This is a genomic window from Streptomyces sp. NPDC058291 (genome assembly GCF_042880855.1).
Lineage (GTDB): Bacteria > Actinomycetota > Actinomycetes > Streptomycetales > Streptomycetaceae > Streptomyces.
In genome coordinates this window covers 43,910-56,907 of sequence record NZ_JBHVYK010000049.1, presented here as the reverse complement: position 1 = coordinate 56,907, position 12,998 = coordinate 43,910, and the positions used below count along the sequence as shown (strand labels likewise).

Sequence of the window (12,998 nt, the reverse complement as noted above, 5' to 3'; positions counted from 1 at the left end):
GGGGGGGGGGGGCGGGGGGGGGGGGTCGGGGGGGGGGGGGGGCGGGCCCCGGGGGGGGGGTATCGGGGGGGGGGGCCGGCGCGCGGGGCCCCGCCCGCCCGGGCGGGGGGGGGCGCCGGGGGGGGCGCCCGCCCCCCCCCCTCTTCGCGTTCGGCTGTCGCCGGTGGCCCGGTCAGTCCTCGGCGGGTGCGCCGAACCAGCGGGCCAGGGCGGCGCCGAGGCCGTCGGCGCCGCCGGCTGCGGTCCATGCGACGTGGCCGTCGGGGCGGACCAGGACCGCCTCGGCGCCCGCGAGGACCGCGCCGCGCACGGACGGGGAGGCGGTGGCCGTGACGACGTCGACACGGCCGGACCAGGCCGCCGCGGCCTCGCGCACACGGGCGTCGTCGGCGAGGTCGAGCAGCACACCGCGGCCGGCGTGCAGCAGCCGGAAGGTGTCGGTCTCGCCGTCGGGCCCGGTCAGCGGGAGCCTGGCCAGCCGGCGGCCGAGCAGCGGGTGGGCGTTCCCGCCGTCGTCCCCGCCGATGTCGTAGCGGATGTCGAGGTGGGAGACGACGCCCGCCAGGTGGCGGCGGACCACGTCGTAGCCGGTGAGTTCGCCGAGGACCGTGCGCAGCGGTTCGGCCTGGTCGCCGCCGAGGAAGACCATGCCCTGGGCGCGGGTGTTCATCAGCAGGCGGCGGCCCACCGGGTGGCGCTCGGCGTGGTAGGTGTCGAGCAGGGCGTCGCCGGCCCGGCCGGTGACGACGGCGGCGAGCTTCCAGCCGAGGTTGGCGGCGTCCTGGACGCCGGTGCTCAGGCCCTGACCGCCGGCGGGCAGGTGGATGTGGGCGGCGTCACCGGCGAGCAGCACCCGGCCGCGCCGGTACTCGGCGGCCTGGCGGGTGGCGTCGCTGAAGAAGCTGACCCACTCCGCGCCGCCGCCGCTGATGTCCTCGCCGGTGATGTGCTCCCACGCCTTGGCGACCTCCTCGAAGGTGACGGTGTCGTCGGCGCTGCGGGCGGCGGCGCCGTGCGGGCAGACGATGATGCGGTGCACGCCCTCCTTGAGGGGGGCGGCCATCACCATGCCGTTGGGCAGGGTCTCGCCGAGGTAGCGGGGCTTGAGGTCGAGGCCGGTGACGTCGGCGAGGAACATGGCGCGGGTCGCCTCGGTGCCGGGGAAGCCGATCCCGGCGAGCTTGCGCACCGCGCTCCGGCCGCCGTCGCAGCCGACCAGGTAGCGGGCGCGCATGCGCCGCACGCCGTCCGGGGTGCCGACGGTGACCTCGGCGTGGTCGCCGTCCCCGAAGCCGTCGGCGAGGGCCAGGACCTCGTGTCCGTGATGGATGCCGGCGCCGAGGTCGGCGGCCCACCCGGCGAGGACCGCCTCGGTCTGGCTCTGCGGGATGCCGCGGGCGCCGAAGTGGGCGTCCTCCAGGGCGGTGAAGTCGAACTGGACGCCGCCGAAGTGGCCGACGGAGCTGACCTCCAGGGTCTCGCCCTGCCCGAAGCGGGGGAGGATCCCGCGCTGGTCGAACACCTCCATGGCGCGAGCGGTGAAGCCGAGGCCGCGGGACTGGCCGGTGGGCTCGGCCAGCTTGTCGAGGACGATCACCTCGGCGCCGCCCAGGCGGAGTTCCCCCGCGAGCATCAGTCCGGTCGGGCCTGCGCCGACGACGATGACGTCGGCGTCCATCGTGGTGTCCTGCATGTCGTCGAATCCCTCTCGGTCATCAGTGGTCCGTGCTCGGTGGAGGCGGGGGGCGGCAGAACCGGGAGCGGCGTCTCAGGGGGGCCCGAACCACCGTGCGACGGCCTCGGCGAGCCCGTGCCCGTCCCGTCCGCCCGCCCAGGCGACGTAGCCGTCGGGCCGCACCAGGACGGCGGACGTGCCGTCGAGCGGCGAGCCGGGCGCCGCCTCGGCGGTGACCGTGTCGAGGCGGTCGGCGTAGGCGGCGTCGACGCGCGGCGGCGGCCCGCCCAGTCCCAGGAGCAGCCCGCGTCCGGAGCGCAGCAGGTCGGCCGTCGTGCAGACGGCCTCGCCGGTGCGCAGCCCGACGTGCGGCAGGCGGGCCCCGCGCAGCGGATGCGCGGGACCGCCGACGTCGTAGCGGACGTCGAGGCCGCTGATCATGGCGGCGAGGCGGGCGCGCACGTCCTCGTGCGCGATGAGCTCGGCGAGGACCGTGCGCAGCGGCTCGACCTCGGGGCCGCCCAGGAGCAGCAGGGCCTGGGCGCGGATGTTGCCGAGGACGGCCGCGCCCACCGCGGCGCGTTCGGTGTCGTAGCTGTCCAGGAGTGAGGCCGGGGCGGTGCCGTCGACGGCGGCGGCGAGCTTCCAGCCGAGGTTGTAGGCGTCCTGGAGGCCGAGGTTGAGGGCCTGACCGCCGATGGGCATCTGGCGGTGGGCGGCGTCCCCGGCGAACAGTACCCGGCCGTGCCGGTAGCGGGTCAGGAGCCGGTTCTCGTCGTCGAAGTGGTTGACCCACAGCGGCCTGCCGCCGGTGATGTCCTCGCCGGTCACCCGCTTCCACGCGGCGGCGACCTCGTCGTAGTGCGGGTCGCCGGCGCGTTCGCGGACCGCGGCGCCGAACTCGTGCACCATCACCCGGGTCACGCCCGCCGGGTTGCGGGCGGCGACGGCGAGGCCGCCGGGGAGCCGCTCGAAGCGCCGGTTCGCGATGTCGAGGCCTTCGACGTCGGCGCGCAGCAGTTCCCGGGCGGCCGGGGCGCCGGGGAAGTCGGCTCGCGTCAGGGCGCGCACGGTGGAGTCCTGGCCGTCGCAGGCGACGAGATGGTCGGCGCGCAGCGTGACACGGGCGCCGCGGCGGCTGGTGGCGGCGGCCTCGACGTGGGAGCCGCGGTCGTCCACGGCGTGCAGGGTGTGTCCGCATCTGAGGTCGGCGCCGAGGCCGAGGGCCCACTCCTCCAGGACGGCCTCGGTCCTGGTCTGCGGGACCTTCCACTGGCCGGGGTAGGGGCCGGGCAGCGTCAGGTCCAGGGGGATGCCGCCGAAGTGGCCGCGCGGCTCGCACGGCGGGTCGCCGAGGTCCGCGAGCAGGCCGCGGCTGTCGAGGAGCTCCATGGTGCGGGCGTGCAGCGTGGAGGCGCGGGACTGCGTGGTCGGGCCGTGACGCCGCTCGACGAGCGTCGCCTGGATGCCGCGCAGGGCCAGTTCACCGGCGAGGAGCAGGCCGACGGGGCCCGCGCCGACGACGATCACCTGGGTGTCGACCGTCTCCACGGGCCCGGCGGGCGGCGCCTGGTCGTCCGGGTGCGGGGCGGCGGCCATGTCAGCGGTTCCGCTCCGCGTACTCCTTGGCGTGGCCGAGGGTGGCGAGGCTGTTGGTGCTCAGCGCGCTCTGCACGTAGGCGCGGGCGTCGGCGACGGTGGCCTCGGGGCCCAGGATCCTGGCGATGTTGTCGGTGTTGAGGGTGACGGTGTGCTGGGAGCTGGCCGTGGCACCGGAGTCGTCGCTCTCCTCGAAGGTCCACACACCGGTGTGCAGGGTCATCAGCGCCGGCAGGGTGACCTGCTTGTAGGCGATGCGGTGGTGGCCGAGGACGACGCGGTAGGACTTGGTGGTGTGCGTCGAGCCGTCCTGGGCCCGGGTGTCCATCTCCAGCTCCTGCAGGCCGGGGGTGTCCTCGGTGAAGCGGACGCGGGCCACGTGCGGGAGCCGCTCGGGCCACAGCCCGGCCTCGTGGACGAAGGCGAAGGCGTCCTTGGCGGAGCCCTCGATCCGTACGGTGTCGGTGAAGGAGAAGGTCAGCTCCTGCGTCTCGGCGGCGTGGGCCCGCTCGACGTTCTCCTTCAGCGCGGCCAGTTCGCTGGTGCTGTTGCGGTCGACGGCCCGCTCGATCCACAGCAGGTCGTGCGGGTCGTCGTCGACGGCCCGGTAGTCGTGCAGGAGCCGGACGCGGGAGGCACCCCGGTCCAGGGGCTCGACGATCCAGGTTCCGCCCATGGCGGCGACCGGCGGCGCCGGCACCTCCTGGCGGAAGGCGATGCGCAGGGCCTCGGGGTCCAGGGTGCGGCGTGAGGTCCAGGTCTTGGGCTCGCCGTTGGCGGTGGCCCAGATGCGGATGCGCTCCTCGTGCGCGCCGCTCTCCTCCCGGTCGACGTAGATGGTCGGCGGGAAGATCCGCGGCCAGTTGGTCACCTCGGCGAGGAGGCGGTAGACGGCGGCGGCGGGCGCGTTGATGGTGATCTCGTGCTCGACCTCACGAGTCGTCATGACGGCTTCTCCTCGGTGGTACCGGCGGTGCACAGGGGCGGGGAGCGGGGCTCCGGCGGGGGCGGGCGGAGCTAGAAGTTGCCGAGTCCGCCGCAGACGTTGAGGGCCTGCGACGTGATGGACGCGGCGGTGTCGGAGGCCAGGTAGCCGACCAGGCCGGCGACCTCCTGAGGGGTGGAGTAGCGGCCGAGCGGGATCTTGGCCCGGAACTTCTGGAGGATCTCGTCCTCGGTCGTGTCGTAGGCCGTCGCGTAGCCCTGCCGCACCCGCTGGGCCATCGGCGTCTCGACGTAGCCCGGGCACACGGCGTTGACGGTGATGCCGGTCGGGGCCAGCTCGTTGCCGAGCGCCTTGGTGAAGCCGACGACGCCGTGCTTGGAGGCCGAGTAGGGGGCGCCCAGGACGACGCCCTGCTTGCCCGCGGTGGAGGCGATGTTGATGATCCGGCCGCGGTCCTTGCCCCGCATGCCGCCGGTGGTCAGCACCTCGCGGGTCATCCGGAAGACGCTGTTGAGGTTGGTCTCGATGACGTCGTCCCACAGCTCGTCGGTGATGTCCGCGGTGGGGCCGCCGCCGGAGCGCCCGGCGTTGTTGACGAGGACGTCGACGGTGCCGAACACGGCGACGGCGCTGCGCACGAACTCCTTGACGGAGTCGGCGTCGCGGACGTCGAGCCGCTGGCCGTCGACGTCCAGGCCCTCGTCGCGAAGCGCCTTGGCGGTGAGCGCCACGGCGTCGGCGTCACGCGCGCCGATGAAGACGCGATGGCCCTGCCGGCCCAGCAGGCGGGCGGCCTCCAGGCCGATGCCGCTGGTCGCCCCGGTGACGAGGGCCACCTTTGCGGTGGTGTCGGACATGACGGTGCTCCCCTCAGGCGGCCTGCGCGCCGGCCAGGCGCAGCTGGGCGTTGACGGCTTCGATCAGGTCGCGCGGCGCGAGCTCGTCGCTGAGGTCGTCGTCGTCCAGGACGATGCCGTACTCGCGCTCGATGCGGCCGCCGGTCTCCAGCAGGGCGATGGACTCGTAGCCGAGCACCTCGAACGCGGTGTCCAGGATGTCTCCGGCGAGGTCGATGTTCTCGTCGGCGCCCGCGGCCTCGATGAGGATCCGCCTGAGGTCGTCGAGGGTGAACTGGATGCTGGCCATGGGTGCTTCCTTCGGTCTCGGGGCTGGCGCCCCAGCTGATCTGTGTCGTGGGTCGCGGGCACAGTGACCTGGTGTGCCGGCGGGGACGGCCCGGCGCCGTGCGCGCCGCTCGCTCAGACGGTCGCCTCCCACCGGTAGAAGCGCTGGGCCATCGCGTCGGCCGGGGAACGCCAGGTCGCGGGGTCGTAGGGCTCGATGAACGGCTTGAGGTCGTCGCTGATGCCCACGAAGCGCGGGTCGTCCTTGGCGCGCTGGATCAGCTCGCCGCCGTTGTCCTCGTCGAAGTCCTGCAGGTGGAAGTACAGACCGTTGAAGGCGAACAGCTGGCGTCGCCGGGTGCCCATGCGGTGCGGCATGTCCGTGGCGTCGAACTCGGCGAACAGCTGGGCGACGTCCGCACTCGAACCGGGCGCCATACGGGCCACGATCAGCGTGCTGTGCATAGGTTCTCGCTCCTTGGCAGGGGTCCGGTGTCTCGCGCGGGGCGCGTGCGCGCCGTCGGCTCGTTCGCCGCGGGCCGGGCGGGCCGGGCGCCCGCCCGCTGGGGGGCACGGGGGCTAGGCGCCCGCGGCCCGGGTGTGCACCACGCGGTAGGTGTTGGCGTCGCTCTCGATCGTCAGCTCGGCGACGCGCTCCTCGTTGGCGCGGCGGGGCTCCGGCTTGCGCTCGTCGGGCAGGCCGCGGAAGGCGTCGTAGCTCTCCTTGCTGTCCCACTGCGAGTACACGACGGCGAAGGCGCCCTCGACGAACATGGCGCGCAGGCCCTTGAAGACGCTGTGCGAGCGGTAGCCGGGGACGTTCACCAGCCAGTCCCGGCCCTCGCCCAGGAGCTTGATCAGGTCGGCCTGGTCGGCCTCGGCGACCCGGTGGACCTCGATGGCGGTGTAGTCGTCGCGGTCCGGCGAGACCTCGACGCGGCCGGCGAGGTCGGGGTGGGTCTGGGTGAAGACGATCTCGTTCTGCAGCAGCCGGATCGCCGTGGTGATCTCCCGGAAGACGGGCAGCGTGCGGTGCCTGAACTCCTCACCGGAGTACCGCTTCTCCAGGTCCTCGCCGCTGCGCCACTGGATCAGGTTGGCGGTGCCGGGGCTGTCCTGCCCGGCGTGCACGGTGGAGGAGATCCATCCCTCGTAGGTCGCCGCGTCGACGATCTTGCCCATCTCGGTGAGCAGCTGGTCCTGGTGCTCGGGGGTGTCGGTCGTGAACAGGTTGAGGACGGTCAGGTAGTTGTCCTCGGTGGAGATGATCGGCATGGTTCCTTCGCTTCCTCGGGAATGTGACGTGCGGTGGGCAGGGGCCCCGGTCAGTCGGCCGGGCCGAACCAGCGGCCGAGCGCCCTGGTGAGCGGCAGGCCGCTCGCCCCGGCGCCGGCGCCCTCGTGCGGGCCGCCGACCCAGGCGATGTAGCCGTCGGGGCGGACCAGGACGCCGCCCGGGACGCCGTCGTCCTCGGGGGCCTGGACGGTGACGGTGTCGACCCGGTCGGCCCATCCCCGGGCCACGGCGCGCAGTTCGGCGCTGTCGGCCAGGTCGAGCAGCAGACCGCGCCCGGACTCCAGGAGGGAGAGGACGCTTCGCTTGACGCCGTCGACGGTGACCTGCCGGTCCTCCAGACGGCGGCCGAGCAGCGGGTGGCCGTCGCCGCCGACGTCGTGGCGGATGTCGAGCCCCGTGACCATGCCCACCAGGTGGCGCTGCACCTCGTCGTGCCGCACCAGCTCGCCGAACACCTGCCGCAGCGGGTCGACTTCGTCGCCGCCGAGGTAGAGGGTGCGCTGGGCGAGGGTGTTGGCCAGGATCCGGGCGCCGACCGGGTGGCGCTCGGCGTGGTAGGTGTCGAGCAGTCCCTCGGGGGCCCGGCCCTTGAGGTCGAGGGCGAGCTTCCAGCCGAGGTTGACGGCGTCCTGGACGCCGGCGCTCATGCCCTGGGCGCCGATCGGCAGATGGATGTGGGCGGCGTCGCCGGCGACGAAGACGCGGCCCTTGCGGTACTCGGCGGCCTGCCGGCTGACGTCGGTGGTGGAGGACACCCACAGCGGCGTGGCGCCGCTGATGTCCTCGCCGGACAGGCGCTGGAAGGCCTCGGCGACCTCCTCGAAGGTGATCGGGTCCGGGCCGGTGCGCAGCGGCCGGTCGCGGTCGTAGTAGACGACGCGGCTGCGGTCCGGGCCGAGCGGCAGCACCATGACCATGCCCCCGGGCACCGGCTCCCCGCTGAACCGCGGGCGCAGCCGTATGCCGGTGACGTCGGCGAAGCGCAGTTCGACGGTGGGCGCGGTGCCGGGGAAGTCGATGCCGGCGCTGGTGCGCACCACGCTGCGGGCGCCGTCACAGCCGACGACGTAGCGGGCGCGCAGCGTGCCGGCGCCGTCGTCGGCGGCGACGCGGACGGCGACCCCGTCGTCGTCCTGCTCGACGCCGGTGACCTCGACGCCGCGGCGCACCTCGACGCCGCGCTCGGCGATCCAGCCGGCGAGCATGGCCTCCGTGCGCGACTGGGGAATGCCGCGGGCGCCGTAGGAACCACCGGGAAGGACCCGGTAGTCGAGCGGCACACCGCCGAAATGACCGAAAGGAATGACGTCGACGTCACCGAGCCGGGAAATAAGCCCGCGCTGGGCGAATTCCTCGATCGTGCGCGCGGAGAACCCGAGGGCGCGCGATTCCCTGATGGGCTCGGCAAGCCGGTCGACGACCAGGGCGGAGACTCCATGGAGACTCAACTCACCTGCGAGCATGAGTCCAGTAGGTCCTGCTCCGACGATGATCACGTCCGCGTCAAAGGTATTCATCCGCCCTCTCCCGACTGGTGTTCGACGAGTATTGCCGGGCCATGTGAGGACGGTAAAGAGAATGCGGTACAGGCTTCGCGCAATCCATTACAGAACTCTGTCGGCAATGTCAGATCTTCGGCAGGAACCTGGTTTCGCGAGCGCGGCGGGCACCATGCTCGGGCGGTGACTTCCAACCAACTCGCCGCCTCGGCCACGGCCGCCGACGCCGCTCTGGTCGGGGACCTGCTGGGCCGCTATCTGATCGCGCTCGACGACGAGGAACTCGACGACGCCTGGGCCCGCAGCCTGTTCACCGAGGACGCGGTCGTCACCTTCCCGATGAGCCGCCACGCGGGGTGCGCCGGACTCGCCGCGTGGCACCGCGCCTCCCTCACGGCGTTCGCGCGCACCCAGCACCTGGGATCGCCGCCGGTGGTGAGCGTCGAGGGAGACCGGGCCGTGTTCCGCGCCAACGTGCTGACCACCCACGTCCACCACCCCGGCGGCGACCGGCCGCCGCTGTTCCGCGCGGGCACGCTCGCCCGCGGCGAGGCCCGCAGGACGCCGGCCGGGTGGCGGTTGGGCGAGCTGTCGTTCCAGGTGATCTTCACCGAGGGAGAGCCTCCGCCCCGGACGTGAGCCGGCGGTGCGCCGGCCCGCGGCGCGGGCTCAGACGTCTGCCGACGGGCCGCCGCCGTCCTCCCGGCCGTCCTCCCGGAGCGGTGTCATCGCCGTGAGCAGCCGCCGGTCCAGCATGGTGCCGACCGAGGTGTCTCCGGCGGGGTCGAGCCCGGCGTCCTGGCAGGCCGCGCTGATGAGGTAGCGGCCGAGCACCGGGTGGGTGGCGAACGCCCACTCGTCGCCGAGGGCCGCGCTCCCGTCGGGGGTGCGCAGGCCGCCGAGGGCGAGGTCGAAGCCGAACTCGGTGAAGGGCAGCCGCATGCCCTGCCCGAGGGCCTTGGTGTAGGCCTCCTTCAGCGTCCACAGGCGCAGCAGGCACGCCGCCTGCTGGTCCGCGGGCAGCGCGTCGAGCTCCGCCGCCTCGGCCGGGGTGCACATCCGGCGCCGTATCAGGCCGAGGTCGAAGCGCCGGTCCGCGCGCTCGGCGTCCAGGCCCATCCGGCCCATCCGGCTGATGCCGACGGCCATCAGCTCACCGGTGTGCGTCAGGCCCACCTCCACCTGGTCGAGCCCGCGCAGGTAGGGACGGCCGCCGAGCCGGTAGGCGATGTCGATGTCCTCGGGTGCGATGCCGAGCGCGGCCGCCGCGGTGTACTTGATGAGCAGCCGGGAGGCGGCGAACCGGCAACGGACCGCGGGGTCCTGGGTGCCGGCGTAGCGGTCCCAGTCGCGGCCGAGCAGCGGCCTCAGGCGCGGCGTGGTGAGCACCGCGGGCAGCCACTCGGTCCAGGTCGCGTACGCCACCGTGGCCCCGCGGTCCAGGAGGTTCTCCCGGACCCGCAGCCAGGAGCTGTCGGGGCGCGGGATGCGCACGGGCGGTGCGACGGCACTGCCGCGCGCGGTGGCGACGACTCCGAGGGCGCTCAGGCGCTGCAGGGTGGCGAGCACGCCGGCGGTGTCGCGGGCGTCGACGTCGTCCGTGACGCGGCCGCCGCCGCCCAGGTCCGCGGGCTCACCGGGGTGCACGGCGTTCGCCTCCTTGCGTGGTCCTCCCGGCCCGGCGCTCTCGTGGGGCCGCCGGGCGGTTCCCTGCGGCGCCGAATCGTTTCTGTCGAGGCGGGGGGTCATGCGAGCCGCATCCCGTACAGGTCGAAGCTGCGCCCGCGCCGGTACCGGTCCACGAGCCCGGCGGCGAGGTCCTGCGCGACGCCGTCCGGCAGTTCGGGCACCTCCAGACCGAGACGGCGGCCGAACCGGGTCAGGGCCAGCAACGCCCAGTCGGGTTCGGCGAGCAGCGAGCCGTCCGGGGTGCCGGGGGCGGCGTTCTCGCACACGGCGAGGCAGGCGGCGGCGGCGAGCAGCAGGCAGTACCGGTCGACGAGGACGTACGCGGCCGGGGCCAGCCCCCCGGCGTCCGGACGCCCGAAGAGCGTGGCGCACCGCTCGGCGAGGCTGTGCACCTCGGCGGCGAAAGCGCGCGCCAGATCGGCGAGCGCCGCCCATCGCGGACCGCGGGCACGCTTGCCGTCGAGCCGGTCGGCGGCCCCGAGCAGCGCGGCGAGCAGCCCGTCGCAGCCGTGCTGCGGGTCGCGGGGCTCGGCGTCCAGGCGCCGGAAGTCGAGCGTGGCGCTCGGGGCGCCGGGGGTGAAGAGCGCGGCGGGGGCCTCGCGTCCGGTGTCCCCGTGCCAGGCCGCCAGGGTGCGCAGGTGGGGGACGAGCACGGCCTGGGTGTCGGCGGTGCCGGCGTGTCCCAGTCCGGCCACCGGCAGGTCGCGCACGAGCTTCTGGAAACCGCCGTACGCGGGGCCGCGGTCGTAGCCGCGGGCGCCGAGCACCGCGGCGAGTTCGTCGAGGTCCTCGTGGAGCAGCGCGGACACGGCGTACTTCACGGCGGCCGAGGGAACGAGGGCGTGCTCGGGCGCCAGGTCGAGCAGCCGCAGCCCGGTCACGGCGAGACTGTCGCAGGCCAGCAGGTCGGCGAAGACCCCGGCGAGCACCCGGCCCCGCCGTCCGCGCAGCACCAGACCGCGCCGGGACTCGCTGAGGGCCCGCACGGCGTAGCGCAGCGCGCTGTCCATGCCCGCCACCAGGGCGCCGCCGGACACCACCGCCCGGCTGACCTGGAAGGTGCGCAGGGACAGGTAGATGCCCTCGCCGAGCTCCCCGACCAGGGCTTCGGCGGGCACGGGGCAGTGGTCGAGATCCAGTCCGGCGTAATGGGCGCCGCGCATGCCGTGCGTGCGGGCGCGCGGCAGCCGGCGCACCGCGTGCGCCGGGAGCCGGTCGGTCTCCAGCAGGAACACGGAGTGGCTGTCCGGGCCCTCGCCCGGGGCGGTGCGCACGTAGGCGACGAAGGCGTCGGCGCGGTCGGCGTTGATGACGACTTCCTTGCGGCCGTCCACGACGTACCCGCCGCCCGGCGCGGGGCGCGCGCTGTACTCACCGCGCAGGATCGCGTTGGCGTGCGCGAACTCCCGGTGCAGGATGGTGATGCGGCCGCCGTCGAGCAGCCGCCGCGCGGTGTCCCGGCGCTGGCGCCCGTCGCCGGCCGTCCACACCACGGACGCGGCGAACAGAGCGGTCGTCCCGGCGCCGAAGCCGAGCGCCACGTCCCGCCGGAACACCGGCCGCAGCACCCGCGCGAGCCCCTCGACGCCGGTCAGGCGACCGCCCAGCGCCCACGGCACGAACTCCGCGGCGAGACCGAAGCGGCCGAGCAGTTCCTCGGTGGCCGCGGGCGCCTCGCGTCGCTCGTCGGCGGCGAGCAGCGCCCGCTGGCCGTGCGGGTTGTCGTCGGCGAAGGGATCGCCGAGCAGGTCCTCGACGTACTGGGCCCGTACGGCGCCGTCACCGGGAACCTGCAAGGAACGGGGGGCGGGCAGTACCGCGGCCCCGGGCGCACCGGCGCCCGCGGTCAGGTTGTCATTCACGTGGGACCTCCAACGTCGGCCCGCCCGACCAGTGCGGACGGACCGTTCGGCACGGTGAGCACGGTTGCGGCGACGGGCCGGCCGCGCGGCTCAGACTCCGCGGGCGAGCGCCCCCTCGGCGTGCTCCCTGGCCATCCGCAGCGCGGCGACGCTCTCCCGGGCGAGCCGTGCGCGCAGCGCCTCCCGCGCGACGCGCACCGCCTCGGCCCCGTCGCCGTACCGCTCCCGCACACCGTCCTCGTCGAGCACGGCGTGGTGCCGTGCGACGACGGTGACGCCCGAGCCCCAGACGTCGGGTTCGACCGACCACTCGCCCGTGTGCGCGGCGAGCAGCGCGGGCCGCTCGGTGTCCCGGACGTCCTTGTAGACGATGCGTCCGGCGTGCGGGAAGCCGATCCGCACCGACTCGGTCGTCCGCGTCGTGCCGTCGGCTCCGGACAGCTCCACGGTCATCAGCTGGACCCCGGGATCGCGTTCGGACATGCCGATCCGCGTGGCGCCGGGCACGGCGTCGGCCCGGTCGCCGAAGCGGTGCAGGAACTCGTAGACCGGCTCCACGCCCGCGTCGATGTGCACCGACTCCTCGAAGGACAGGACGAGGGCGTCCAAGCGGCGCCAGCGCTCGGCGAGCCGGCGGAGGTTGTCGAGCGCGGCCCGGGTGTTGGCGGTGGTGGCCCGCTTGACCCAGTCGACGTCCGCGCGCGTGTTGCCGTCGACCGCGAAGTCGTTGTGCAGGGTGACCAGGGAGCGCTCGGGGCCACGGGCTTCGACGGTCCAGCTGCCGCCCATGGAGGTCACCGGGCGGGGCACCACGTCCTGACGGAAGTCGACGCGGTGTGCCACGGGGTCCAGCACCCGCCGCGTGGTCCAGGACCTGATCTCGCCGTTGGCGGTGACCCACATCCGCAGCCGCTCCGACTCCCCGTCGAACTCCAGCTGTTCGACATGGACCGTCGGCGGCAGGAAGACCGGCCAGCGCAGAGCGTCCGCGATCAGGCCGTAGAGCACGCCGGCCGGGGCGTCCACCTCCGTGTGCTGGGCCATACGGTGCACAGGCGCGAGGTACATCACCACACCCCTCTCGTCTCGGACGTCCAAAAGGCTGGGCCGGCCACAGGGCGCCGCGACCGGCCCGGCCCGTACAGGCTCGCCATGGACTGTGTCCTGATCGAGTGGAGAACACCTCGGCCACCGCTCGACCGCCGCTCGAATCCCCAGCACGGCACGGCGGCCCCGCCCGCGGGGCGCTCTCGCTCGACGTCGGCTCGACCCGGACCCGACTGTGGCGACCTTCGCGACCGGCCCTGA

The 12,998-nt window shown here is 74.3% G+C and carries 11 protein-coding genes and 1 pseudogene; 1 reads left to right on the top strand and 11 read right to left on the bottom strand.

Annotated elements, in window-relative coordinates:
- Nucleotides 1–172: 172 nt before the first annotated feature.
- The 8 genes and pseudogenes from ACFVYK_RS23785 to ACFVYK_RS23750 all read right to left on the bottom strand — a co-directional run.
- Nucleotides 173–1,699, bottom strand: a pseudogene (locus ACFVYK_RS23785) (FAD-dependent monooxygenase); the annotation flags it as partial.
- A 69-nt stretch (nucleotides 1,700–1,768) separates the two neighbouring features.
- Entirely contained in the window at nucleotides 1,769–3,274 is a 1,506-nt protein-coding gene (locus ACFVYK_RS23780) for an FAD-dependent monooxygenase (protein WP_389777335.1), read from the bottom strand.
- Between the two features lies 1 nt (nucleotide 3,275).
- Nucleotides 3,276–4,220: an aromatase/cyclase gene (locus ACFVYK_RS23775; RefSeq protein ID WP_389777333.1), complete on the bottom strand. Its 945-nt coding sequence runs from the start codon at nucleotides 4,218–4,220 to the stop codon at nucleotides 3,276–3,278.
- A gap of 71 nt (nucleotides 4,221–4,291) precedes the next feature.
- A complete protein-coding gene (locus ACFVYK_RS23770; protein ID WP_389777330.1) occupies nucleotides 4,292–5,077 on the bottom strand; it encodes an SDR family NAD(P)-dependent oxidoreductase in 786 nt (261 codons plus the stop codon).
- Between the two features lie 13 nt (nucleotides 5,078–5,090).
- Nucleotides 5,091–5,366, bottom strand: coding sequence for a phosphopantetheine-binding protein (locus tag ACFVYK_RS23765; RefSeq protein ID WP_389777327.1), 276 nt, complete (start codon nucleotides 5,364–5,366; stop codon nucleotides 5,091–5,093).
- Nucleotides 5,367–5,479: 113 nt separating this feature from the next.
- Nucleotides 5,480–5,809 carry a TcmI family type II polyketide cyclase gene (locus ACFVYK_RS23760; protein WP_389777324.1) on the bottom strand — a complete coding sequence of 110 codons (330 nt, stop codon included), beginning with the start codon at nucleotides 5,807–5,809 and terminating at the stop codon, nucleotides 5,480–5,482.
- A 114-nt stretch (nucleotides 5,810–5,923) separates the two neighbouring features.
- Nucleotides 5,924–6,619, bottom strand: coding sequence for an antibiotic biosynthesis monooxygenase family protein (locus tag ACFVYK_RS23755; protein WP_389777322.1), 696 nt, complete (start codon nucleotides 6,617–6,619; stop codon nucleotides 5,924–5,926).
- 50 nt (nucleotides 6,620–6,669) lie between these two features.
- A complete protein-coding gene (locus tag ACFVYK_RS23750; RefSeq protein WP_389777319.1) occupies nucleotides 6,670–8,157 on the bottom strand; it encodes an FAD-dependent monooxygenase in 1,488 nt (495 codons plus the stop codon).
- A 165-nt stretch (nucleotides 8,158–8,322) separates the two neighbouring features.
- On the opposite strand from ACFVYK_RS23750, the gene ACFVYK_RS23745 reads away from it, so the two are divergent.
- A complete protein-coding gene (locus ACFVYK_RS23745; protein WP_389777316.1) occupies nucleotides 8,323–8,778 on the top strand; it encodes a nuclear transport factor 2 family protein in 456 nt (151 codons plus the stop codon).
- Between the two features lie 30 nt (nucleotides 8,779–8,808).
- Here ACFVYK_RS23745 and ACFVYK_RS23740 read toward each other — a convergent pair whose 3' ends face one another.
- The 3 genes from ACFVYK_RS23740 to ACFVYK_RS23730 all read right to left on the bottom strand — a co-directional run bounded on the left by ACFVYK_RS23740 (nucleotide 8,809) and on the right by ACFVYK_RS23730 (nucleotide 12,758).
- Entirely contained in the window at nucleotides 8,809–9,786 is a 978-nt protein-coding gene (locus tag ACFVYK_RS23740; RefSeq protein WP_389777313.1) for a 4'-phosphopantetheinyl transferase family protein, read from the bottom strand.
- A 98-nt stretch (nucleotides 9,787–9,884) separates the two neighbouring features.
- A complete protein-coding gene (locus ACFVYK_RS23735; RefSeq protein ID WP_389777311.1) occupies nucleotides 9,885–11,690 on the bottom strand; it encodes an acyl-CoA dehydrogenase in 1,806 nt (601 codons plus the stop codon).
- A gap of 90 nt (nucleotides 11,691–11,780) precedes the next feature.
- Nucleotides 11,781–12,758: an SRPBCC family protein gene (locus ACFVYK_RS23730; RefSeq protein WP_389777308.1), complete on the bottom strand. Its 978-nt coding sequence runs from the start codon at nucleotides 12,756–12,758 to the stop codon at nucleotides 11,781–11,783.
- Nucleotides 12,759–12,998: the final 240 nt, after the last annotated feature.